Annotated in this window: 18 protein-coding genes; 10 read left to right on the top strand and 8 right to left on the bottom strand. The window is 71.0% G+C overall.

Annotation, left to right across the window (positions count from 1 at the left end):
* Window positions 1-354 precede the first annotated feature (354 nt).
* Window positions 355-1,824 carry a TraB/GumN family protein gene (locus tag AABA78_RS16340; protein WP_338263997.1) on the top strand — a complete coding sequence of 490 codons (1,470 nt, stop codon included), beginning with the start codon at window positions 355-357 and terminating at the stop codon, window positions 1,822-1,824.
* Window positions 1,825-1,886: 62 nt separating this feature from the next.
* On the opposite strand, the gene AABA78_RS16335 is transcribed toward AABA78_RS16340, so the two are convergent.
* Complete coding sequence (locus AABA78_RS16335) at window positions 1,887-4,187, bottom strand: DUF8729 domain-containing protein (protein ID WP_338263996.1); 2,301 nt, start codon at window positions 4,185-4,187, stop codon at window positions 1,887-1,889.
* A gap of 235 nt (window positions 4,188-4,422) precedes the next feature.
* Here AABA78_RS16335 and AABA78_RS16330 point away from each other — a divergent pair, with 235 nt between their 5' ends.
* From AABA78_RS16330 to AABA78_RS16315, 4 genes are all read left to right on the top strand, one after another.
* The gene (locus AABA78_RS16330; RefSeq protein ID WP_338263995.1) at window positions 4,423-5,811 is read left to right on the top strand and encodes a hypothetical protein; all 1,389 of its coding nucleotides are present in this window, start codon (window positions 4,423-4,425) and stop codon (window positions 5,809-5,811) included.
* Between the two features lie 69 nt (window positions 5,812-5,880).
* Window positions 5,881-6,693: an STM4013/SEN3800 family hydrolase gene (locus AABA78_RS16325; protein ID WP_338263994.1), complete on the top strand. Its 813-nt coding sequence runs from the start codon at window positions 5,881-5,883 to the stop codon at window positions 6,691-6,693.
* A complete protein-coding gene (locus AABA78_RS16320; RefSeq protein WP_338263993.1) occupies window positions 6,690-8,003 on the top strand; it encodes an STM4012 family radical SAM protein in 1,314 nt (437 codons plus the stop codon). Before AABA78_RS16325 ends, AABA78_RS16320 begins: the two co-directional genes overlap by 4 nt.
* Window positions 8,000-8,899, top strand: a complete 900-nt coding sequence (locus tag AABA78_RS16315; RefSeq protein ID WP_338263992.1) for an STM4011 family radical SAM protein — start codon at window positions 8,000-8,002, stop codon at window positions 8,897-8,899. Before AABA78_RS16320 ends, AABA78_RS16315 begins: the two co-directional genes overlap by 4 nt.
* Here AABA78_RS16315 and AABA78_RS16310 read toward each other — a convergent pair.
* The 3 genes from AABA78_RS16310 to AABA78_RS16300 all read right to left on the bottom strand — a co-directional run bounded on the left by AABA78_RS16310 (window position 8,866) and on the right by AABA78_RS16300 (window position 12,780).
* Entirely contained in the window at window positions 8,866-10,011 is a 1,146-nt protein-coding gene (locus AABA78_RS16310) for an STM4014 family protein (RefSeq protein WP_338263991.1), read from the bottom strand. The genes AABA78_RS16315 and AABA78_RS16310 overlap by 34 nt on opposite strands.
* A gap of 9 nt (window positions 10,012-10,020) precedes the next feature.
* On the bottom strand, window positions 10,021-11,376 hold the full coding sequence (locus AABA78_RS16305; protein WP_338263990.1) for a WGR domain-containing protein: 1,356 nt from the start codon (window positions 11,374-11,376) through the stop codon (window positions 10,021-10,023).
* Between the two features lie 75 nt (window positions 11,377-11,451).
* Window positions 11,452-12,780 carry an OmpA family protein gene (locus AABA78_RS16300; protein ID WP_338263989.1) on the bottom strand — a complete coding sequence of 443 codons (1,329 nt, stop codon included), beginning with the start codon at window positions 12,778-12,780 and terminating at the stop codon, window positions 11,452-11,454.
* A 272-nt stretch (window positions 12,781-13,052) separates the two neighbouring features.
* Here AABA78_RS16300 and AABA78_RS16295 point away from each other — a divergent pair, with 272 nt between their 5' ends.
* Window positions 13,053-13,712, top strand: a complete 660-nt coding sequence (locus tag AABA78_RS16295) for a biotin/lipoyl-containing protein (protein WP_338263988.1) — start codon at window positions 13,053-13,055, stop codon at window positions 13,710-13,712.
* A 17-nt stretch (window positions 13,713-13,729) separates the two neighbouring features.
* On the opposite strand, the gene AABA78_RS16290 is transcribed toward AABA78_RS16295, so the two are convergent.
* Entirely contained in the window at window positions 13,730-14,206 is a 477-nt protein-coding gene (locus tag AABA78_RS16290; RefSeq protein ID WP_338263987.1) for a hypothetical protein, read from the bottom strand.
* Window positions 14,207-14,426: 220 nt separating this feature from the next.
* Between AABA78_RS16290 and AABA78_RS16285 the strand changes: the two genes are divergently transcribed.
* Window positions 14,427-15,419, top strand: a complete 993-nt coding sequence (locus AABA78_RS16285) for a hypothetical protein (RefSeq protein WP_338263986.1) — start codon at window positions 14,427-14,429, stop codon at window positions 15,417-15,419.
* Complete coding sequence (locus AABA78_RS16280) at window positions 15,416-15,820, top strand: hypothetical protein (RefSeq protein ID WP_338263985.1); 405 nt, start codon at window positions 15,416-15,418, stop codon at window positions 15,818-15,820. The genes AABA78_RS16285 and AABA78_RS16280 overlap by 4 nt, the downstream gene beginning before the upstream one ends.
* Here the strand turns inward: AABA78_RS16280 and AABA78_RS16275 are convergent, their stop codons facing one another.
* Both AABA78_RS16275 and AABA78_RS16270 read right to left on the bottom strand, forming a co-directional pair.
* Window positions 15,821-17,425: a ribonuclease H-like domain-containing protein gene (locus AABA78_RS16275; RefSeq protein ID WP_338263984.1), complete on the bottom strand. Its 1,605-nt coding sequence runs from the start codon at window positions 17,423-17,425 to the stop codon at window positions 15,821-15,823.
* Window positions 17,426-17,441: 16 nt separating this feature from the next.
* Window positions 17,442-19,862 (bottom strand): DEAD/DEAH box helicase, encoded by a 2,421-nt coding sequence (locus AABA78_RS16270; RefSeq protein ID WP_338263983.1) that lies wholly within the window; start codon window positions 19,860-19,862, stop codon window positions 17,442-17,444.
* Window positions 19,863-20,158: 296 nt separating this feature from the next.
* Between AABA78_RS16270 and AABA78_RS16265 the strand changes: the two genes are divergently transcribed.
* Window positions 20,159-20,623: a hypothetical protein gene (locus tag AABA78_RS16265; protein ID WP_338263982.1), complete on the top strand. Its 465-nt coding sequence runs from the start codon at window positions 20,159-20,161 to the stop codon at window positions 20,621-20,623.
* 70 nt (window positions 20,624-20,693) lie between these two features.
* Window positions 20,694-21,941 (top strand): ArsB/NhaD family transporter, encoded by a 1,248-nt coding sequence (locus AABA78_RS16260; protein ID WP_338263981.1) that lies wholly within the window; start codon window positions 20,694-20,696, stop codon window positions 21,939-21,941.
* 12 nt (window positions 21,942-21,953) lie between these two features.
* On the opposite strand, the gene AABA78_RS16255 is transcribed toward AABA78_RS16260, so the two are convergent.
* On the bottom strand, window positions 21,954-22,793 hold the full coding sequence (locus AABA78_RS16255; RefSeq protein WP_338263980.1) for a hypothetical protein: 840 nt from the start codon (window positions 22,791-22,793) through the stop codon (window positions 21,954-21,956).
* Between the last annotated feature and the right edge of the window lie 47 nt (window positions 22,794-22,840).

The raw sequence follows: 22,840 nt of genomic DNA, 5'->3' as shown, positions 1-22,840 counted from the left end.
CCAGGCTCGTGATGAAGCAGTAGGGACACTTTCCTTCGCCACAGCTCGAGACGAAGCACGGGGTGCTTCCGCAGGTGACGGTCGCGGGCCAGCCACGCTTGGCGCATCCCGGGGCCCTTGTGAGGGGTGGCTCCGCATGGGCTGTTGATAGCTGTAAGACGCCAAGTATTGCGAGTCCCAGTCGCAGACATTCATGTCGCGGCACGCGGCCCCCCGTCACCCGAGCAAATATCCGGAGCGTGGAGTGTTCCTTTCACGGTGGGCGGACGCAATCGCTTCACCCGGAGTGTTAGGCTCAGACGTCCGGGGATGGCGCCTGACTGGACCGTCCCCGGCCACGAAAGGGGCAGGACCATGCGGTGGCACTGGACGCTGGGGCTTCTGTGCATGACGGGCTGCGCGAGCCTCTCGCGCGGGCTGGACGGGGACAAGCTGGACACGGAGCCCATCCCCACCGTGGAGCGCGTGTACCTGGTGCCACTGGACGAGGCGATGTTCGTCGCGCGCCGCCTGCTGGAGGAGCAGCGCCTGGACATCTTCGAGAACAACACCACGCACGAGCTGTACTCCCAGTCCTGGGAGATCGGCGTGAACGTGCGCGGCAACCGCACCTTCGAACGCTACCTGGTGCGCCCCGAAGCCGTGGGCCCGCGCCAGTCCATCGTGCGCATCTTCCGGCTCCAGTACCGCGAGGCGGATGACGCGGTCGAGGAGCAGGTGCCCGAGCCGGGCAGCATGAGGACGAACGACCACACCTACAACCACTTCCGCGAGGTGTTCGCCCACGAGACCTTCGAGGGCATCCCGCAGATGGAGGGCTTCAAGCTGCGCCGCGGCTTCCGCGACATGCCCCAGGAGCGCAAGCTGCTCATGCGCCTGGAGATGGTGCCGTCGCTGGAGCTGGTGGGCGGCAAGGCGTCCATCCCCGTGCGCGACGTGAAGGTCGCGGGCTGGACCGCCGAGACACCGGACGCGGCGCCTCGCTGCGGTGACCCCGTGGAGGGCGTGGACCCGCTGCTCGCCTCGGGCGGCACGGTGCTGGTCGCGGACCCCATGGGCACGCGCGAGCTGCCGGACGCCGCCGCGCGGATGCTCTGCGACGCCACGGCGAAGAAGCTGCCGGTGGCGCTGGCCCTGTCCGTGCCGTCGGTGGATCAGGCCGCGCTGGACGAGTACGTGTCGAGCGCAGGCACGGACGCGGACCTGGAGCGGCTGCTGGTGCTGAGCGACTTCTTCCGCCGCGTGGATCAGGACGGCCGCAGCAGCGCGGGCGTCATCCACCTGCTGGAGGCCGCGCGGCGCCTGCGGGCCCAGGGCCACGCCGTGTCCGTGGTGGCGTTCGACTCGAAGGGGGCCGCGGGCAACGCGCGCGAGGCGGAGATGGCGGAGAACCTGCTGGCCTTCCGGCAGGAACATCCGGACGCGTGGATGCTGGTGCTCGCGGGCGACGTGCACGTGCGAACTGGCGGCGTGGGCTGGGATTCGAAGTTCGAACCCATGGGCCACCGGCTGGCGGCCGCCCTGCCCTCCTCGCCCGTGCGGGCGCTGGACGTGGGCTTCGCGCGCGGGGCCCACTTTGCCTGCCGATTCAACGTCTGGCAGCAGGTGGACTGCGACGTGCACGGCATCAACCCGGCGGCGGACGCGCGCCAGGAGCCGGGCACGCCGCGCAAGGTGGCGCTCTTCGCCGCGCCGGGTGAGACGGGCTTCCACGGCCGGCTCTACCTGGGCACGTTGAGCCCGTCCCTGCCCGTCCTCCAGCGCGCCGCGAAGCCCGTGGCCCAGCAGGAGGGCGCCGCGAAGCCCGCGGCCCCTACTCCCTGAGAGTACGGCGCGGGCCCCGGACCTCCCGGAGCCCGCGCGGGGTGCGCAGGAGGGAAAAACGCCTACGGCACCTTCGCGGTGAGCTGCACGCCGCTCACCACCAGGGCGTAGTCGGCGTCCACCGCCGTGGTCTCCGTGCGAGCGTCCTGGACCAGCTCGTCCGCCAGGACCTCCACCTTCCACGTGCCCGCGGCGGGGTTCGCGAGGAAGACGTTCTCCACGGTGTCGACCTTGTTGGACACGCCTCCGGCCGTGGACACGTTGCCCGCCGTCAGCCCGTTGTTGCCCCAGTACACGGTGCCGTTGGGCGCCGTCACGCGCAGGGACAGGTCGTTGATGCGCGCCCGGGCCGCGCCCACAGTGCCCATGGGGTCCGTGTAGGCCATCGTGACGTTGAGCTCCGGCTCACCGCTGGCCACGGTGAAGGTGTACGTCTTGGTGGCGAGCGGCGTGAGGACGTCCGTCTCGTCGACGACGAACGTCTTCGCGGCGCGGTCGTACAGGCGCTTCAGGTCGGACGTTCCCCAGCCCTGCTTGTTGCGGTCGATGTCCGCGTTGGCGCCGCCCGCCAGCCAGTTGTACCTGGCCGCGCCGTTGATCATCAGCGCCTTGGCGGTGGCCATCTGCGGGCGGCTGGTGAAGACGTCCGCCTTGCCGCCGTGGCCGGCCCACACCCCCTGGTGCCACATCTGGTGCAAGAGGCCGAAGTGGCCGGACGTCTGGGGCGTCGCGGAGCTGGTGCCGCTGAACTCCGTGTAGCTGCTGTCGGAGGAGCCGGACGCGCCCCGGATGCTGTCGTAGTAGAAGGCCAGGTCCGGCTTGATGCGGCCGTCCGCCGCCGGGCCGATGCTCGCGCCCGAGGACCAGCTGTCATCCGTGCGGGTCTGCGTGTTGTAGTGCCGGATGCCGCCCACGGAGACGATGTTCTTCGCCCACGCCTGCGGACGCGAGTTGCGCGTGCCGCTGTTGCTCTGCGACTGCGTGCTCAGGAGCGGCGCCTTGAAGAGGTAGTCGTCCACCTCCGCGGAGATGGTCGTGTACGACGTCGTCAGCGTGCTGCCCACGCTGGAGGTCTGGAACACCGCGCGGTAGGGGCCGCTCGGGTTGATCAGCTCCTGGTTCGCCGTGTAGCGGGACTTGGTGCCGCCGAACTGCGTGGACTCCGAGTAGAGGAAGAAGATGCCCTGCCCGCCCGGCAGCAGGCCCCTGGCCAGCGGATCCACGCCACTGGCGAAGTTGTGGCTGTAGCAGCTCGTGCCGTGCAGCGAACCGGAGGACGTGCCCACGCTGTGGATGATGGGCGCGGTGGGCCACTCGCGGTGGGTGGTGCGCAGCTCGGTGTCGAAGACCTCACCGCGCACGCCCTGCCCGTTCCAGCCCCTGAGCGTCTCGATGTAGTTGGCGCCGCCCGTCGCGCGCACGATGTCCATGTCCACCTCGCCGGGGCCACCCCAGCGGTCGATGAACTGCACCTCGTTGGCGCGCACCAGCTGCGCCAGCTGCGCTTGGTCGAGCGTCGCCTCCACGCGCAGGCCGCCCGGCTCCACCAGGTCCACCTTGCCGCCCAGCCGCTCCACCAGCGCCGTCACGCGGGCCTGCCGCGCCGCGCCGCGCTCGCCCAGCATGATGGAGTAGCGCTGGGGCGCGAGCGCCGCCGAGCGTCCGAGCAGCGCGTCGCGCAGCACCGGCTCCAGGCGCCATTCCGGGTGGTAGTCCCCCACCCAGCGCACGGCGGGGAGCTGGGCCACGCGCGCGCGAACCTCCGCCGGCATCTCCACCAGGTACGTGTGGTCCGACAGGAAGCGCAGCACCTTGCCGCCCGCGTTCTCGATGGTCTCCTGGTACTCCGGCAGCGGCGTGGCGTGGAACTGCACCAGCGACAGCGTGTTGTCCCGGTCCGCCACCAGCGCGTTGCCCAGCAGCGGCGCGGTGCGCGCCAGCGGGTCGAACGACGCCTCCGCCAGCCGGATGAGGTACTCCTCCTGCTGCACGCGGCCCAGCTGCTCCGTGCCGCCGCGCGTGTACGCGGAGAAGGCGCGCTCCGTGCCGTCCGCCTGGCGCTCACGCCAGACGTGCAGCTGCACGCCGCTACCCTGCACCACGTCCAGCGTACGCAGGGCGCTGACCGGCCGCGCCGTCTGGTGGAACACCAGCCCCGCCGGCGTCGCCAGCGTGGTGCCCCCCGCCTGGAGCGCCTTCGCCACCGCCGCGCCCGGCGCCGCCGGAGCCCGCGTGGCCACTGAAGGGGTGCGCTCCGCAGCGAGCGCTCCGGCCGGAACCGCCAGGGTGCAGCCCAGCACCAGCGCCGTCACCGGCCGCCAGCCACCACGAGACGTCGAGAACCGCTTCCGCATGTTCTGCATTTCGGGCACTCCCTTCAAAGTGAGAATAACCTGTAATACGTATTAAGGCAGTATTTCAAGTCCTTGCCACTCAGTTGCAACAGGGCGTGCTTTTTGCGGCGTGGGTGTCCTTTATGGGTGGGCTCAGGTGGTTTGAGCTGTGTGGAAGTGGCCGGAAACGCTCAGGTTTCAGGAATGCGAGTGCCACACCCCGAGTGGAAACAAACCACCGGCATGGCCGATAACCCCAGTACCCATGACTTCCATCAATCCGAACCGTCCCACCCCGACGTTCCAGCCGACGACCTCGACGGTTCCCGCCAGCCGCCCGGCGAGCGCGCCGCAGACGCAGGTGCCGCCGACGCAGGCCCCCGCCTCGCAGGCCGCCACGGAGCGCAACCGCGACACCTTCTCGCCCGGCGCCGCGCTGCGCCCCACGGGCCGGGCCCGGGTGACGACGCAGGGGGACAACTTCGTCCTGGAGGCCCAGGGCCAGGTGGGCAACCGCGGCTCGACGCCCCGGGGCGGCGTGCCCACGCGGCTGGGGCCGGTGAGCGCGGGCGGTTCGTTCGGGCTGCAGGGCAGCCTGCGCGTGGAGGTGCCGCGCCAGGCCGCCACGGACGCCATCCGCAACGGTGAGCTGCCCAACCCCGCCGCCCCGGAGACGTGGCCGGTGGGCACCCGCGCCCGGGCGGAGGTCCAGGGCCAGGCGGGCTTCAACGTCGGCCTGCGCGCGGGCCCGGGCAGGCTGGGCGAGCGGCTGGGGCTGAGCACGTCGTACGACCGCACCCAGACGCAGCGCTACGAGGTGCAGCGCACGTCGGAGGACACGGTGCGCGCCACGGTGACCAGCCAGGGCCGCCAGCAGGACGCCACCAACATCCGCGGCCTGGAGGGCCGGCAGGATCAGCGTCTGGGGAACACCCAGTCCGCGGACTTCAACATCCGCACGCAGGAGGGCCGCGCGGCCTACGACGCGTTCATGCGCACCGGCCAGCTGCCCCGTGAGAACGGCCCGGGCGTGAGCAACGTGCAGCGCACGGACTCGCTGGATCAGAACCGCGAGGGGCGCGTGCTGGGTCAGCGCGTGGCCACCTCCGAGCGGCACACGACGCTCGGCGCGGACGGCGCGGGTGAGCAGACCGTGCGCCAGACGGACCGCAACGTGGCGGGCAGCACCCAGTCCACGGAGATGCAGGTGGGCGCGGACGGCAACGGCCGGGCGCGCACGGCCATCAACGACTCCGTGGTGGCGACCACCACCACGCGTCCCGGCCAGCCCGCCGAGACGAGCTACGAGCTGACCTTCACGGACCCCAACGCGGCGGCCATCGCGCGCGGCGCCTTCTCCAATGACGACGCGGCGGCGTCCAACACCGCCCCGTTCTCCGTGCGCCTCAACGAGCAGCAGGCGCGCGCGCTGGTGGAGCGCACCATGGGCCAGGGCCTGCAGGGCGGACAGCAGGCGCTGGACCGCGCCTTCCGCACGTTGTCCACGGGCGGGCAGCAGACCTTCGCCACGACGCTCTACAACTCGACCGTGGACACCCGGAACCCCAACGCCCCGCGCCGCGCGCTCGAGTCCTCGCCGGCCGAGGCCCCGGCGCAGCCCCGCCCCCCGGCGGAGACCGCGCCGATGTCGTAGTCCCGCCGTCCCGGACGGGGTATGGGGACCTCCCGTCGATGAGGTCCCCTCCCCGCCCCGCCGGTCCGCATGCATGACCTGAACGCGTTGGTCGGCACGCACGACCTGCTCTTCCTCACGCTGGACACGCTCCGCTACGACGTGGCCCGCGAAGCGCTGGAGGCGGGCCGCACCCCCACCCTGGCCGCGCTGCTGCCCGGCGGCCGGTGGGAGGAGCGCCACAGCCCGGCGAGCTTCACCTACGCCGCGCATCAGGCCTTCTTCGCGGGCTTCCTCCCCACCCCCGTCACCCCGGGCCGCCATCCGCGCCCCTTCGCCCTGCGCTTCGAGGGCAGCGAGACGACCGGCCCCGGCACCTGCGTGCTGGACGCGCCGGACCTCGTCACCGGGCTGGCCGGGCGCGGCTATCACACGGTGTGCATTGGCGGGACGGGCTTCTTCAACCAGAGAAACCCCCTGGGCCGCGTGCTCCCGGGCCTCTTCTCCGAGGCGCACTGGGCCCCGGAGCTGGGCGTCACCGACCCCCAATCCACGGAAAATCAGGCATCACTGGCAGTGAAAATCCTGGGCGCGCTGCCCCGGGAGCAGCGGGTGTTCCTGTTCATCAACGTCTCCGCGCTGCACCAGCCCAACCGGCACTACGTGCCCGGGGCGACGGAGGACTCGAAGGCGACGCAGGCGGCGGCCCTGGCGTACGTGGACGGCCAGCTGGGGCCCCTGTTCCAGGCGCTGCGCCGGCGCGGTCCGGCCTTCTGCATCGTGTGCTCGGACCATGGGACGGCGTACGGCGAGGACGGCTACACGGGGCACCGGCTGGGGCACCCGGTGGTGTGGACGGTGCCCTATGGCCAGTTCGTGCTGCCGGTAGACTCCGCGCCATGACGCGCCTGGAGTCGATGCTCGAAGGGACGCCGTACGTGGCGTACCTCTACGGCTACCCGCACAAGACGGCCTACCGCCCGCTCACGCCCGCGCTGCCGCTGGAGGACGTCTGGGCGAAGGAGCGGCGGGACGCGCTGTTCCTCTACCTGCACGTGCCCTTCTGCGAGATGCGCTGCGGGTTCTGCAACCTCTTCACCGCCGCGGGCCCCAGGGAGGACGTCGTCGCAGCGTGGCTCGCCGCGCTGAAGCGGGAGGCCCGCAGGGTGAAGGACGCGCTGGGGCCGTCCACGTTCGCGCGCGCCGCCATCGGTGGCGGCACCCCCACCCTGCTGGACGTCGCGGGGCTGGAGACGGTGTTCGACCTGGCGGCGGAGCTGGGCGTGGACCCGCGCGACGTGCCCATGTCCGTGGAGGTGTCGCCGGAGACGGTGGACGCGGCCAAGGTCGCGCTCTTGAAGGCCCGGGGCGTGGACCGGGTGAGCATGGGCGTGCAGAGCTTCCTGGAGGCGGAGGTCGCCGCGGTGAAGCGGCCGCAGAAGACGGCGCAGGTGGAGGCCACGCTGGACCTGCTGCGGAGCGCGGGCTTCCCCACGCTCAACCTGGACCTCATCTACGGCATCGAGGGCCAGACGGTGGAGACGTTCCAGCACTCGCTGGAGGCCGCGCTGCGGTACGCGCCGGAGGAGCTGTACCTCTACCCGCTCTACGTGCGGCCCCTCACCTTCCTGGGCAAGAAGTCGCGCGCGTGGGACGACCTGCGGCTGTCGCTCTACCGGACCGGCCGGGACTTCCTCCTGTCGCGCGGCTACACGCAGGTGTCCATGCGGATGTTCCGCGCGGCGCACGCCCCGGCCGCTCGCGGCGCGGTGTACCGCTGCCAGGAGGACGGCATGGTGGGCCTGGGCGTGGGGGCGCGCTCCTACGCGGGCGCGGTGCACTACTCGTCCGAGTACGCCGTGGCCTCGCGCGAGGTGCGCGGCATCATCCAGGCCTACGTCGAACGGGACGCGGCCTCGTTCGGCGAGGTGCGCTACGGCTTCGTGCTGGACGCGGCCGAGCAGCGGCACCGGCACCTGGTGCTGTCGCTGCTCGCCGAGGGCGTGGACCCGGGCGTGTACCGCCAGCGCTTCGGCACGGAGGCGAAGGCGGACTTCCCGATGCTCGCGGAGCTGGAGGCGCACGGGCTGGCGCGCGACGTGGACGGCGTGTTCCAGCTCACGGCGGCGGGCGTGGAGCGCTCGGACCTGATCGGCCCGTGGCTGGACTCCGAGGCCGTGCGCGCGCGCATGGCGGAGTACGCCTGGCGATGAAGCTCACCGTGCTCTACCGGGGCCCGCTGTCCGGCTGCAACTACGGCTGCGAGTACTGCCCCTTCGGCAAGTGGAAGCAGAGCGAGGAGGAGCTCACGAAGGACCGCGCGGACCTGGAGCGGTTCCTCCAGTGGGTGGAGTCGCGCACCCAGGACACCGTGTCCGTGTTCTTCACGCCGTGGGGCGAGGCGCTCATCTGGCCCTGGTACCAGCAGGCCCTGGCGCGGCTGACGCACCTGCCCCACGTGGAGCGCGCGGCGGTGCAGACGAACCTCTCCTGCCGGCTGGACTGGCTCACCGACTGCCGCACGGAGAAGCTGGGCATCTGGGCCACGTACCATCCGGAGTGGATGAAGCGCTCGCGCTTCCTGGCGCAGTGCGAGCGGCTGTCGGAGCACGGCGTGCGCCACAGCGCGGGCATGGTGGGCTTCCGGCGCTTCGCGGACGAGGCGGAGGCCCTGCGCCGCGAGCTCCCCGAGGACACGTACCTGTGGATCAACGCGGTGAAGGACGGCCTGGACGCGTACACGCCCGAGGACGTGGAGCGCTTCACGCGCATCGACCCGCTGTTCCCGGTGAACAACACCCGCCATCCCAGCCGGGGCCGCGCCTGCCGTGGCGGCGAGTCCGTGCTGTCCGTGGACGGTGACGGCACCGCGTACCGGTGCCACTTCATCAAGGAGCCGCTGGGCAACCTCTACGCGCCGGACTTCGACGCGGCGCTCAAGCCGCGCCCGTGCTCGAAGGACACGTGCGGCTGCCACATCGGCTACGTGCACCTGGAGTACCTGGAGCTGGATCGCGTGTTCGGCTCCGGGCTGCTGGAGCGCGTGCCGGCGACGCGGCTGTGGACCGGCGGAGCTCAGCGCAGCGCTTCGCGGAGCTCCCAGTCGTAGACGGACAGGCCGTCGCGCGTGAGGCCGGGGAGCAGGTCCCCGAAGGCGTTCGCCTCCAACACGCGGTGGCCGTGGAAGAAGTCCTCGAACATCAGGTCGATGCCCACGTGGAGGCAGTCGTGCGCGCGGGCCACGGCGCGGCAACTCTCCATCGCGGCCTCCAGCTCGCGCGGTGGCACCGCCGCGTGGAACGCGTCCAGGTCTCCCCGGTAGCCGCCCAGGTGCAGGTTGGTGATGGGCAGGCGGCTCTGGCGCACGACGGTGAAGGCGGGCTCGCCGCGCACGGTGAGGACGCGGCAGTCGAACACGTCCCCTCCCAGCCGCGCCTTGGGCCGGGACTCCTCCACCTGCGAGCCCTCCCGCAGGAGGAAGGCCAGCACCGCGTCCACCTCGCGCGCGTCCGTCACGCGGCGCACCTTGAGGGAGTTGAACCAGCCGGTGGCGCCCCGGTGCAGGCTGGTGAGCAGCGAGCCCCCGGCGCCCTCCGTCCGGCCCGGGCGGTACACCGCGAGGCAGGACGCGGAGGAGCCGCAGGACAGCTTCACGAAGGCCTCGCGGAAGCCGGCTTCGCGCAGGGCGTGGCGCAGGGCCTCCGGCGTGGTGCCCGGGGCCACGTCCAGGAACGGCGGCACGGGGATGCCCAGGCCCGCGTACCGGCGCGACGTGGTCCGCTTGTCGAACAGGTCCGCGATGGCGCCCGGTGCGGACAGCACGCGCCAGCGGGGACGCAGGGCGAACCGGGCGGACAGGTCCTCCAGCACGCGCAGGAAGCCCAGGTGGTGCTGCCGGGGGCACAGCACGCGGCCATGTTCATCCGGCAGCGCGTCCAGCGCCTCGGGCGTCACGGTGTCGCAGCCGGTGCCGAGCGCATCCGAGTAACCGCGCTGGAGGAAGGCCCGCTCCACGGCCGCGTCCTCCCCCGCCGCGTCGATGCGGACGAGGCGCTCCGTGTCGGGCAGCTCCAGGAGGACGTCCGGGGCGCGGGCCACCTGCTCCCACGCCACCACGTGCGCGGCGGGAAGGCCCGCGCGGACCAGGGCCTCCTGGAAGAGCGTGATGCGCCGGTTCCCGGGGTTGCCGATGATCAGGAACGGCGGCGCGGCGGACGGCATGGGGACGGGCTACTCCCCCACGGCGGCGTAGCGCGACTCCTCGTCGTACGGCGTGCGCTGGTTGCCGCTCGCCACGGCCTGGGCGACCTTCGCCACGGCCTTCTGCCCTTCCTTCGTGAGGAAGTTCTGGGTGACGTCCAGGGCCTTGAGATGCGCGAAGGCCTTGGCGTTTTCAGCCAGCGTCTGCGCGCCCGCGTCGGACATCGTGCCCATGGACAGGTCCAGCTCCTCGAGCTGGGCCAGGATCTTCGACTTGGGCAGCGCCGCGCACAGCTCGTCCGTGAACTCTGCGTTGCGCAGCCCCAGCTTGCGCAACGCCGGCACGCCCTCCGCGTCGAGCAGCGGCTTGAGGTCCTTCACCCCGCCGCTCGCGCCGTAGTTCTCCTGGCCGAACCAGACCTCCAGCGACTCCAGCTTCGGCCACTTCGCCTTCACGATGTCCTTCACCGAGCCCTGGTGGAGACCGCCCGTCTCCACGGTGAACGAGCGCAGCTCCGGCAGGTCGATCTTCCCCAGCCCGATCTCGCCGCCTCGCACGCGCAGCTCCTGGAGCTGGGGGTAGACCTTGTAGAGCGGCTTGAGGTCGCCCACCTGCGTCCAGGAGATCTCCGTCTCGTCCGGGAACTCGAAGTCGCCGATGAACAGCGAGCGCAGCGGCGGCGCGGGCTTCGCCTTCGCGAGCACCGCCAGCGTGTCGTCGTAATCGTTCTCGCCGTCGAAGCTGGCCATGCCGAGGGTCAGACGGCTCAGGAACCGCGCGGACGGATGGGCCAGCAGCTCGGCCAGCAGGTCCGGGATGTCCGCCGTGGAGTCGTAGTCCACCTGACCCAGGCGGGCCTCGCGGATGAAGCCCAGGTGCCATTCCAGCTTGAGGGTCTCGTCGGAGACGGCCTCCGCCAGTGACTCGCCCAGGAGCTCTTGCGCATGCGCTTCGATGAACTTCGCCGCCTTCTTGCCCACGGCCGTCGCCGTCGCCGCGGGGACATCCATCGCGGAGTGCTGGAGCAGGATGAGCTCCGCGCGCGGATCGCCCTCGCCCTTGAGCCACTCGGCGTACGCGAGGTAGCCCTTCACGTCGTCGGGCTTCGTGAGGATGGCGGCCTCCAGGTCCGGGTTGACGGCGGACTCGGCGGTGGCCTCGCCCCCGTCGCCGTCCGCGCTCCCGGCGAGCGTGTAGCCCTTGCGCTCCTTCTCGCGGACCTGCGCTTCGTATTCCTTTTTGGCCTCGGCCTTGGAGTCGAACTCCTCGACCTTCTCCTGGCCGTCGGTGCCGATGCGGCCCCAGCGCTTGGTCAGCGTGGTGCCCTCCAGGGTGATCTCCCAGAACTTGCTGGAGCTGCCTTCCGTGAACTCGTAGCGAGGCATCGCGCGGCCCTTTGGCGAAGAACGCCCGGGACGCTAGAGGAGCCCCCCGGCAAGCTCAAGCCGCGCGGGGACGGCTCAGGGGCGCAGCAGCACCAGCTCCACGCGGCGGTTGAGCTCACGGCCGCGGGGGATGAGGTTCGGGGCCTTGGGGCTGCGGTCGCCCAGGCCCACGGCCTCCACGCGGGACGGGGCCACGCCGGCGCGGACCAGCATGTCCGCCACGGCGCGGGCGCGGGCGTCGGAGAGGCTCTGACGGGCCGGCTCGGGGACTTCCTTCGAGTCGGTGTGGCCCTCGATGCGCAGGCGGGCCTTCGGGTCTCGTACGAGCAGGTCCACCAGCAGGTCCAGGCCCGCGAGCGCGGCCTTGTTGGTGGGCACGGGCTTCTTCTCGTCGAAGCTCAGGGGCTCGGGCAGCTCGATGCGGCCCTCCTTCACCGTGGCGGCCTTGGCGGCCTTGGGCGCGGGCACCAGCGCGAAGGCCAGCGACGCTTCGGCGCCCGCGCTCAGCTCCACCTGGCGCGTCTGCGCGAGGAACCCGTCTGCGATGAGGTCCACCGTGTACGCGCCCGCGGACAGCGGCACGTCCTGCGGCTTGCGGCCCTTGGCCGTGGCGAGCGTGAGCTTCAGGGGCTCGCCGTTGCCGCGCACGAAGGCGGTGGCCTTGGTGGGCTTCTTGGACGTCACCTCCAGGCGAAGGCGGCTGGGGGCCACGGGCGTGCGCTCCACGGGCGGCGTCACGGAGACGACGGTCGTCGTGGGCTTCACGCCCGCGTCCGGCGCCGTGGTGGGCTGGGCGACCTTCACTGGGACGCCTGCGTCCACCGGGGCCGGCTTCACGGGCGGAGGCGCGGTGGCGACGGTGGGCTCGTCCTTCAGCGGCTGGATCATCTCCGCGGTGACGGCGTGGGTGAGCTTGAGCTTGAGGCGCGGATCCGGCGCGTTGGGGACGACGGCCGGGGACGCCTTCACCACGACGCGCAGGCCGCGCTGGGTCTGGAAGCCGACGGACGCGGTGATCTTCCAGAGGAAGCCGTTGGTCTCGCTGAACAGGCTCCAGGAGCCGTTGGTGTACGTGACGCGCGAGACGAGGGTGTGCTCGCCGGGTTCGACCTTCAGGTTCGCGAGCCGGTGCACGCCGGGCGCGTTGAGCTCCTCCAGCGACGGGACGGCGAGCGGTTCGCCATCGAGGAGGAAGTCGGTCTCCACGAGCCGATAGCCGTCCTCGGGCTTGAAGCCCGCGAAGAGCACCTGCACTTCCGAGGGGGACTCGGGGACCAGGTCGCGCAGCTGGCGCTCCAGCTCCGCGCGCGCCTGGTCCTCGCGCGTCGTTTCGGCCGCGAGCGCACCCGGGGCAAGGAGTCCGGCGAGGACCAGTGACCCGATCTTGAGGAAGGAGGAATCCACGAGGCGCCACGCAGCATGGCACAAGGCGCCCCGGGACGATGCAGGGATACAGTCCTGTAGAGGGAGCAGGCGGGCGCGACGGGCCTGTACCGCGGGGCAGGTTGAAGGCTTCGCGGTGAATCCCCCGTTCCAACCAGTCCTGGCGCGGGGAGGCGGGGATGGATCATCCTCGCTGGCGCATGGATCCGCGGCCTGCCTCCCCTCCGACGCCTGTCCCCCCCGCTCCCAAGGTGGCCTCCCGCTTTTCACGGCGGGCATGGGCCTGGAGCGCGGTGGGAGCGGTGGTGACGCTGGGGATGCTGGCGGGGATGGTGCGGGTGGAGCGCTCGGCGCGAGGGTCGGTGCTGCTCGAACAGGGCGAGTGGGTGGACGTCCCGGCGCCGGCCGCGGGGCGAGTGGTGTCGGTGGACGTGGGGCTGAGCGAGACGGTCCAGGCCGGGCAGGTGGTGGCGCGGCTGGAGACGGCGGCGGGGAGCTCGGAGGTGGTGGCGCCGCTGTCGGCGATGGTGGGCCGGGTGACGGTGACGAAGGGGGCGCGGGTGGAGGCGGGGCAGCCGGTGGCGGCGCTGGTGGACCCGGACGCGCTGCCGTCGCTCCATGTCGTGTTTCCGGGGGAGTACCGGCCGGAGCTGGCCCCGGGGATGACGCTGGAGTACCAACTGGCGGGGATGCCGGTCCCCTTCGAGGCGGTCATCGAGAAGGTGGAGGGCCCGGAGGCGTCGCTCCAGTACGCGAAGGCGCAGCTGCCGGGCAGCGACGCGTTCGGGCAAGGGGCGGTGCTGGTCCAGGCGCATGTGCCGTCCCGCAACTACAAACGGGACGGCAAGCAGCGCATCTACAAGGACGGCATGAAGGGCCGGGCCCGGGTGAAGCTGGGAACGCAGCGGCTGATCGTCGCGTGGTTCCCGGGCCTGCGTGATGCGCTGCCGTGAGACGGGGCTGGGCAGTGTCACTGCTGGGGCTCACCGCCGTCGGGTGTGCTCGCGCGTTCGTGGCGGGCGCTGCCCCAGTGGAAGATGAACGTTCGATTGTCTTCCCCCAGTTCTTCGAACAGGCACCGATCCAGGTCGGCATCGCTGCACAGCCCGTCGTGCTGGATGGAGCCGTGCTCAGGGGCCTGACCCTGGCGGCCGATGACTTCCTGCCTCCGGAGCGACCTGACACGCCGTGCACTGAGCGACGCGCCTCTCATGCCTTCAGGATCATCCAGCGCGAAGACATCCTCTTCATCCGCATCGATATGGACCCTGCGGCTTGCGGCGGAACACGGCCGGGACTCGATTCTGGGGTCCGGTACGCCATCCGCCGCGATGGCCGCATCCTTCGGCGTGTCCCGGATGGGATGGAGCCGTACATCCCATCCGCGGATGGCGGTGTCCTGGAGAAGGCCGCTCCTGGAGTCTCGCCCTCCTTCGACCCGGAACACCCGCGCCCCCTGCCCTTCCTGGACTCCTCCCGGGACGCTGGGATTCCTGACGCGTCAGCTCCCGCTCCGGACGTGGTTCCCGGACCTGCGCGATGCGCTGCCGTGTGGGCTGCGGCCCTGGGTAGGTGGGCCCTCACCCGGACGAGGGATTGCGAGTGCTGTTCCGGACGCCGCAGCATGGCCTGAACTCGCAAGTGAGCCCCCACCGCAAGGAGCGTCGATGCCGCTTCCACTCATTCCTGTCGCGATCGGACTCGTCACCCTCCTCGGATACGGAGCGAAGAAGGGCTACGACGGTGTCGATGCCATGCGTGACGCCGAGGCGTTGGGCGAGGCCGCGGAGGCGAAGCATCGGAAGTGGATTGGCAAGCTCGACGAAGCACGGAGCGGTCTTCAGGGACAGCTCGCCGCTCTGGACGCGCAGCGGTCCCAGGTGGTGTCCACCACCTTCCGGCGCCTCTTCGATTTTCTTGAGCAGATGGAGCAGCAGGCCCGCCTCGCGGCCCTGGAGAGCCTGGGCACGTTGGGGGTGAATCGCGAGGAGGTGCGCCAGTTCACCGTGCAGTATGTCGAAGCAGGAGGCACTGTCTCCGGCGCCGTCGCAGCGGCGATGACGGGAGCCGGAGCAAGCGCCATGACGACAGGGCTCGTCACCAGCTTCGCCACTGCGGGCACTGGCGTGGCCATGTCGGGCCTTTCAGGCGCTGCGGCGAACAGCGCGCTTCTCGCCTGGCTGGGGGGAGGCTCCCTCGCCGCAGGAGGCTTCGGCATGGCAGGTGGCGCGGTGGTCCTGGGCGGCATCGCGGTAGCGCCCGCCGTGGCGGTCGCGGGCTTCGTCATCGCCCGGGAGGGAGAAAAGGCGAAGACGAAGGCGGAGGCCTACTCCAGGAAGGTGAGGCGGCAGGTGGCCAAGATCAAAGCCGCCATTGCACTGCTGGGCCGAGCGGAGCTTCGCGTTGGCGAGCTGAGCGGCGTCCTCGAGCAGCTTGACCAGCGGGCCAAGGCCGCTATCGACGCGCTCTGGGCGTTGTCGGGAGGCTTCGACACCGGCAATGAAGAGCACCTGTCACGTTTCGCGATTGCCATGCAGTTGGCCAAGGCAGAGAGCGAATTGATGCGTGTACCGCTGTTCACCGAAGGCGGCGACATCAACACCCAGGTCGACGCGTTGCTCGAGCAGGGACGCCGCCTCGCGCTTCCGGAGGCGTCATGACCTCGAAAAAGGTCTCCCTTCCGGCGAAGGTGTCGATCGAGGGAGTCAGCAACGTCCTGCAGGGCATCCGGACCATCGCCGAGTGCGTGCGCGACATCGAAAAGGAGCACACCGAGCAGACCCGGCTGAGAGAGAGCGCCCGGGTGGAGGTTGAGCAGATCCACGCCATGCGCGAGGTGCTCATGGACTACCTCGACCGCAGCTTCGATGAGCGCAAGGAGAACTTCCGGCAGCTCTTCGAGAGGCTCGACGGTGCCATCCAGGGCAACAACGTGCAGATGGCTTCGGCTGTCCTGGACTCCGTGGTGAAGCTCGCGGATGCCTCGCCCTTCAAAGCCCTGAGGGATGTGGCGGCAACGCGGGCCGCCCTCGGGCAGAAGGGCAAGGAGTGGCAGTTCTAGTCACGCCCCCTGACGCGACAGCCGGCGCTCAAGCCGTTCCAGCCGGAGCTGGTGGTCGGCGGGCAGCTCCACGGGGGCGGCCAACCTGGCGTGGTACAGGGCCCGGGGCAGGTCCTTGAGGGAGTGCTCGTAGAGCTTCGTCAGCGACAGGTGCAGCACCGCGCCCTGGCCGGGCTTCGCGAACGTGAGCGCCCGTTGCAGGTGCGCCACCGCCGCCTCGCAGTCACCCGAGCGGCGGCAGAGGCGCGAGGCCAGCACCAGCGCTTCGATTCCCACCGGGCCTCCGCTCTCCGCTGCGGCATTGGCGAAGGTCAGCGCGCGCTCCGCGTCCCCTGCCCGCTCCGCCACCTGCGCAAAGCCGAGCAGGTCCCTCGGGTCCTGCCGCTCCGTGCCTTCCGACTGGAAGCGGCGCACCAGGTCGCCCAGCAGCGCCGCCAGGAGCAACAGGTCCTTCTGGTTGTGCTCCAGCACCGGCACCAGCTCCGAGCCGTCCGTCCCTCGTAGGAAGCGGAAGTACAGCTCCGGGATCAGTGAACCGTCCACGTCCCCCACCCGGTGATGCCCCAGCACCTTCGACTCCAGGTGCACGAGCCGCGCGCCTTCACCCCGGTGCTTGAACACGCGCCGCGCGCAGTGCAGCAGGTCCAGGTGCGGCAGCTCCTTCGGCACCGGCACCCGGTTGAGCACGAAGCGCGTGCGCAACAACGGCCAGTCGAAGCTCTTGCCGTTGTACGTGACGAGGCAGGACGACGACGCCATGCGCTCGGCCAGCAGGCGCAGCATGGGCGCCTCTTCGCCCATGCGCCGCAGGAAGAGCTGCTGCACGCGCAGCGAGCGGTCCTCGAACCAGCCGAGGCCCACCAGGAACGGCACCGTGCCCGTGCCGCCCGCGAGCCCCGTCGTCTCCGTGTCCAGCAGCAGCATCCGCGTGAAGTCCACCGACTCCAGATCCGGATGCAGCGCCAGCCCCGCCACCAGCCGCGACTCCACATCGAGCGCCGCCGCGACTGGAGCCGTGCCGTGCCGATGATCCGGCGGGTACAGCTGCTCGGCCACGTGCACCGTGCCGTGCGGCGTCGACCGCGCCTCCACCGGCAACGCCCGGGGTTCAGGGAGCGGCTCCACCGCCTTCCGCGCGGACGCCGTGCCCTGGCGCTCCGCCCAGAACGCCAGCATCTGGCGCAGCGCTTCGACTCGTGGATCCGCAACACCGTCCGCCGCGCCGCTCCGCTTCGCCGCGAACCGCCGCCGCGCCTCCTCGCGCAGATCCACGAGCCCGTCCGCGCGGGTCCGTGCCCCTTCGTCCGCGAGGCCGGACTCGCGCGCCCGCGCATCCTGCGGAGCCCCTGCCCCGACCTCCACGTCGAGAGAAGGCGCACCCTCCCCGTCCATCGACAGGCGCTTGCGCAGCGCCTGCACCAGCACCTCCGCGACGGTGGTCGTGCCCGCCTCTTCCACCGGAGGAACCCGAGCCCCCACCTCATCCCGCGCGAGCGCCTCCACCGCAGGTGTCTCCACCACCGGAGCCACGGTGTTCACGGGCGCCCGGGCCTGACTGCCGGGGCCCGCGCTGCTGAGTCGGGACAGCTTGCGCTTCAGGTCCATGCCGCGCCCGTGCTCCTCACTGCACCCCGGCGACGCCGAGCGCCGCCAGCAGGTCCAATGCCAACCGCTTGCGCGGATGCGCTCCCGACGGCGCGCTCCCCGGCTGGCCACCCGCCGCCGGTCCGATGCACGCCGGACACCCGTCCTCGCACGGGCAGGACTCCAGCAACTTGCGCCCTCGCAGCAGCAGCTCCTCGCGTTGATCGTACAGCCGCGCCGCCAGCCCCACGCCGCCGGGCACGTTGTCGTAGAGGAACAGCGTCGGATCGAAGCCCACGCCCCCTTCCTTGCGCGGCGGACCGTCCGGTTCGTCCTTGCTGCCCAGCGTCCGGCCCAGGTCGCGCGGGTCGCTCATCAACCCCACGCACGCCACCGTGCGCAGCGCGGAGCCCAGGCCCCGCAGCGCGTCGATGACCGCGGGCCTCGGGGCGTCCATCGCGCGCACCACCGCCTCCGGCACCGTCAGCCACAGCGCCGACGTGTGCATCTGCATCTCCGGCAGACGCACGTCGCCGTAGCCCACGTTCTCGTGCGTGTGGAACTTGATCTTCTTGTAGCCCACCACCTTCTCGATGACGGACACCTCGCCCAGCCCCGCGTGCAGCGACGGCCCCAGCGGCGCGCCCTGGTCCTCCTGGATGACGCTCACGCGCACGTTCGTCATCGCGTCCGTGAAGTAGTCCGGCGCCACCTTGCGCACGAAGGCCTTGTGGTTCTCCAGGTCCAGCTGCTCCACCTGGTACTGCTCGGAGTCGTGCTGGTAGATGGCCTGCTCGTGCAGCTGCGTGTGCGCGGAGCGGAAGTCCATCTCCGCCAGCGTCTTGTCCGTGCCGCGCTCGATGACCACCACGTTGTCCCAGCCCACGCTGCGCAGCGACACGTGGTGCGCCGGGTACGCGTCCGACGACCAGTGGAACATCCGCCGCCCGCCCTCCGGCGCCTGCGACGGGTGCACCACCTGGTGCTGCGTGAGGAAGTCCAGCGCCTCCGTGGTGTTCTCCACCGGCACGTCGCCGAACGAGTCCCCTTCCTCGAAGGGCAGCTCGAACGCCGCGCACTTCAGGTGCTGGACCAATATCTCCACGTTGTCCGGATCAATGCGCGCGTGCTCCACCGGAGCGCCCGTGAGCGCGCGAGGATCCGCCGCGAAGTACTGATCCAGCGGCGCGCTGGACGTCACCAGCAGCGCCAGGCTCCCCATGCCGCGCCGGCCCGCTCGGCCGAAGCGCTGCGCCAGCGCCGCCACGGAGCCCGGGTAGCCCGCGCACACGACGGCATCCAGCGACCCGATGTCGATGCCCAGCTCCAGCGCGTTGGTGGCCACCACGCAGCGCACCTCGCCCGCGCGCATCGCGGCCTCCGTCGCGCGCCGGGTGCCCGGCAGGTAGCCGCCGCGGTAGCCCTGGATGAGCGACGGATCCAGCTTCTCCTCCACGAACCGGTCGCGGAGGTACTTGAGCATCACCTCCACGTTGTTGCGCGACTGACCGAACAGCAGCGTGGACACCCCCGCCCGCACCAGGTCCGAGGTGAGCCGCACCGCGCTCTTGAGGTAGCTGGCGCGGATGCCCAGCTCCGCGTTCACCACGGGCGGGTTGTAGACCATCACCCGGCGCTCACCGGAGGGCGCCCCGCTCTCCGACACGAGCGCCACCTCGCGCCCCAGCATCCGCTCCGCGTGCGCCTTCGGGTTGCCGATGGTCGCCGACGCCAGGATGAACGTGGGCGACGCGCCGTGGAACCGCGCCACCCGCTGCAACCGGCGCAGCACGTTCGCCAGGTGCGAACCGAAGACGCCCCGGTACGTGTGCAGCTCGTCGATGACGACGTAGCGCAGGTTCGCGAACAGCCGCGCCCAGTTCGCGTGGTGCGGCAGGATGCCCGTGTGCAGCATGTCCGGGTTGGTGAGCACCACGCCCGCGCGCTCCCGGGCCGCCCGGCGCGCGTCCCCCGGCGTGTCGCCGTCGAAGGTGATGGCGCCGTGGCCCAGGCCCGCCTCGCGCATGAAGGCACGCAGCGACTCTTCCTGGTCGCGCGACAGCGCCTTCGTGGGGAACAGGTAGAGCGCGCGCGCATCCGGCTCACGCGCGAAGCGGTCCAGCAGCGGCAGGTTGTAGCAGAGGCTCTTGCCGGACGCGGTCGGCGTGGCGATGACCAGGCTCTCCCCGTCGCGGGCCCGCTCGAAGGCCTCCGCCTGGTGGGAGAACAGCTGCTCCACGCCTCGGCGCTTGAGCGCGTCCCGGACCTGGGGGGACAGGTCCTCCGGCAGCGGCGCGAACACGCCAGCGCGGGCCGGCGTCACGGCGTCGTGGACGATGTTCGGCCACACCTGTCGGTCCGTGCGCCAACCCTGGAGGACGGCGTCCAGCCCGCGAGCCCCCGACCACGGCGTGCGGCGCGGGCCGGAGAAGGCCTCGGTTTCCTTCTCGGGCTTCATAGGGCCGGGCACTGTACAGACGTGTACCCGGAAGGACAACGCGCGTCAGGACCTGTCGCGCCGGTCCCCCAGGGACCGACCACCCACGTTCCAGCCGGGCGGTAGCAGAGGGGTGGACTCCTACCTGGACCGACGGCACCACGAGCCTCGACGCACGGCATGGGCAAGGACACTCCGTCCCGCCGGGCAGCGCGGTCCAGGGTCAAACTGTCACACGCCATGTGCTCTCAGGGGGCCTCCGTGAGCGTCGCTCCATGGTGCACTGCTTGCAGAGCCCCCATGAAGGAGGCGCACCGATGCGATTTCAATGGGGGCTGGGACTCACCTGTCTGTTGTTTGGAGCGAGCGCGGGGGCGGCGGATCCCGACATCCGCGCGAGCTTCAAGACCGATTACCGGGAACAGGGCTTCGAACAGATGGTCTCCGCCAGTGCCTATGACCGGGATGACCTTCCGGCCGAAGGACACCTGGAGGGGCCCTACGTTCGGCTGATCCACCAGGTCGCTCGGCCCAAGAACAACTTCAAGTTCATCACCTGGGTGCTCTGCGTGTCGCCCACGAGCGAGGAGGATGGCACCGACCTCATCATCGACTCCGTCCAGTACATCCCGAAACCGGAGAAGGACGGTCCGGATCTGATCGTCAACTACCGGCGGGTGAAGGCCCCCGGCAATCACACGACGAGCCGGGGCTGGCCCTATGCACTCCTGGTCGCACGAGGCTTGCACGAGAAGGTTCGCTGTCAGGCCGTGCCGGAATGACACAGCCCTTCGAGTGACACGCTCCGGACCGGCAGGACGGCCGTGCTCACCGTGATAGTGTCCCGCGCCCGTGGCGCTCGCGATCTTCCTCTTCACGTACATCTTCATCGCCGGGGCGAGGCTGCCCTTCGTCAAGCTGGACCGTCCCGGAGGCGCGCTGCTGGGCGCCACGCTGATGGTCGTCGCCGGGGTCGTCACGCCCGCGGAGGTCTTCGGCCACAGCGCGGACCGGGGCCGGCAGGCCATCGACATGGACACGCTCGTCCTCTTGCTGGGGATGATGCTGCTGGCCGTGTACCTGGCGCAGGCGAACTTCTTCCGCGCCGCCGGAGCGAAGGCCCTCAAGGTCGCGCACACGCCCCGGCTGCTGCTGGTGGCGGTGACGTTCGTGAGCGCGTTCCTGTCCGCGTTCCTCGTGAACGACACCGTGTGCCTGTTCCTCACGCCGCTGGTGCTGGTGGTGGTGGAGGACGCGCGCCTGCCGCCCGTGCCGTACCTGCTGGCGGTGTGCATGGGCAGCAACAGCGGCTCCGTGGCCACCTTCACCGGCAACCCGCAGAACATGCTGATTCAGGGCGCGTCCGGCCTGGGCTACGCGCGGTTCGCCGCGTACATGGCCCTGCCCGCGGTGATCTCCACCGCCATCGTCGCCGTGGCGCTGCTGTACCTCTTCCGCAAGGAGCTGCCGACCGCGCGCTTCGACACGCACCCGCCCCCGCTGGAGGTGGATCGCCGGCTGCTCGCGCTGGGGCTGGGGAGCCTGCTGGGCGTGGTGGTGGCGTTCTTCGTGGGCCTGCCCATGAGCTGGAGCGCGCTCGCGGGCGGCGTGCTGGTGATGTCGCTGTCCGGGCACGAATCGCGCGACGCGCTGGAGCGCGTGGACTGGGTGCTGCTGCTCTTCTTCGCCAGCCTCTTCGTCGTCGTGCACGGGGTGAACAAGGCGGGCTGGGCGGAGCAGATCCGCCAGCTGTTCTCCCCGCTGATGGCCGGGCCGCCGTGGCGCGAGACGCTGGGCTTCGCGGGCCTCACGCTCGTGGCCTCCAACCTCTTCAGCAACGTGCCCTTCGTGATGCTCGCGCGAGCGTGGGTGCCGGCCATGCAGGAGCCGGAGCTGGCGTGGCACGTGCTCGCGCTGGGCTCCACGCTGGCGGGCAACCTCACGCTGGTGGGCAGCGTGGCGAACCTCATCGTCTTCGAGGCCGCGCGCGGCAAGGTCCGCATGGGCTTCATGGACTACCTGCGCGTGGGCGTGCCCGTGACGCTGATCAGCTTCGTCGTGGGACTGGGCGTGCTCCTGGCCGAGCACGCCCTCTTCTAGGCTTCAGGCCGCTCAGGCGTCCGGATCCGGCAGCTCGCCCGGGGGCAGCTGGCGCTCGGGCGGGGTGGGCGCGGCAGCAGGCGCGGGCGCCGGGGTGACGGCGGAGGGCACGGTGTCCGGCGCGGTGTTGCCCGTGGGGGCCGCGCCCTTGCGGTTCTGGGGCGTCAGGTCCTTCACGAACATGTCCGCGACCTTGTCCAGCAGCTCCGTCATGGCCAGGCGGAACAGCTCCGGCTCCTTGCCCACCTTGAACGGATCCAGGTGCGGCGCCTTCTGCTCCACCGCGTCCAGGTCGAACGGCCGGCGCCACAGCTCCGAGCGCCCGTCCAGCCGGAACATGCGCCCATAACCCTTGAGGTAGGCCCCCGCGTGGCCGTCCTCGCTGCGCATGCCGAAGTCCTGGATGACGAACTCCACGACGGTGTCCGCGCCCAGCGGGGCCATCAGGTCGTAGTCCGGCGCGTTGGCGGGCACCTCCTCCACGAGGAAGCTCTCCAGCGCGGAGGCCACGCGGGCCGGGTCCACCGTGTCCGTCCACGGGGCCTCCTCCGGCAGGCGCGACAGGGTGGTGACGCGCAGGCGTTCGGAGAGCTCGAAGCGCGTCACGGCCTGCTGCAGCTTCACGGTGAGCCGGCGGTCCGCCTCCTTGGGCTCCAGCTTCTTGAGCTTGCCCGAATAGGCGTCGTCCTCCTGGAACACCCGGCTCTTGGGCCCCGCGCCATCCTCGATGCGGGAGATGAAGGCGGGCCGCTGGACCCGGTCCAGGTCCGCGCCGGACAGGCGCTGCGAGGCGCAACCGGCGGTGAAGGCGACGAGGACTGCCGCGAAAAGGAGGCTTCGGCTTCGCACCATGGGCCCAAGGCTATCCCATCCCCGGCCCCCTGGCCTGTTTGTGACCC

This window comes from Corallococcus caeni (genome assembly GCF_036245865.1).
GTDB classification, from domain to species: Bacteria; Myxococcota; Myxococcia; order Myxococcales; family Myxococcaceae; genus Corallococcus; species Corallococcus caeni.
This window is presented reverse-complemented; position numbering and strand designations above follow the sequence as displayed.

Coding starts and splice junctions, on each gene's coding strand:
- AABA78_RS16340 (WP_338263997.1), top strand. CDS start 355: ATGCGGTGGCACTGGACGCTGGGGCTTCTGTGCATGACGGGCTGCGCG.
- AABA78_RS16335 (WP_338263996.1), bottom strand. CDS start 4,187: ATGCAGAACATGCGGAAGCGGTTCTCGACGTCTCGTGGTGGCTGGCGG.
- AABA78_RS16330 (WP_338263995.1), top strand. CDS start 4,423: ATGACTTCCATCAATCCGAACCGTCCCACCCCGACGTTCCAGCCGACG.
- AABA78_RS16325 (WP_338263994.1), top strand. CDS start 5,881: ATGCATGACCTGAACGCGTTGGTCGGCACGCACGACCTGCTCTTCCTC.
- AABA78_RS16320 (WP_338263993.1), top strand. CDS start 6,690: ATGACGCGCCTGGAGTCGATGCTCGAAGGGACGCCGTACGTGGCGTAC.
- AABA78_RS16315 (WP_338263992.1), top strand. CDS start 8,000: ATGAAGCTCACCGTGCTCTACCGGGGCCCGCTGTCCGGCTGCAACTAC.
- AABA78_RS16310 (WP_338263991.1), bottom strand. CDS start 10,011: ATGCCGTCCGCCGCGCCGCCGTTCCTGATCATCGGCAACCCCGGGAAC.
- AABA78_RS16305 (WP_338263990.1), bottom strand. CDS start 11,376: ATGCCTCGCTACGAGTTCACGGAAGGCAGCTCCAGCAAGTTCTGGGAG.
- AABA78_RS16285 (WP_338263986.1), top strand. CDS start 14,427: ATGCCGCTTCCACTCATTCCTGTCGCGATCGGACTCGTCACCCTCCTC.
- AABA78_RS16280 (WP_338263985.1), top strand. CDS start 15,416: ATGACCTCGAAAAAGGTCTCCCTTCCGGCGAAGGTGTCGATCGAGGGA.
- AABA78_RS16275 (WP_338263984.1), bottom strand. CDS start 17,425: ATGGACCTGAAGCGCAAGCTGTCCCGACTCAGCAGCGCGGGCCCCGGC.
- AABA78_RS16270 (WP_338263983.1), bottom strand. CDS start 19,862: ATGAAGCCCGAGAAGGAAACCGAGGCCTTCTCCGGCCCGCGCCGCACG.
- AABA78_RS16265 (WP_338263982.1), top strand. CDS start 20,159: ATGCGATTTCAATGGGGGCTGGGACTCACCTGTCTGTTGTTTGGAGCG.
- AABA78_RS16255 (WP_338263980.1), bottom strand. CDS start 22,793: ATGGTGCGAAGCCGAAGCCTCCTTTTCGCGGCAGTCCTCGTCGCCTTC.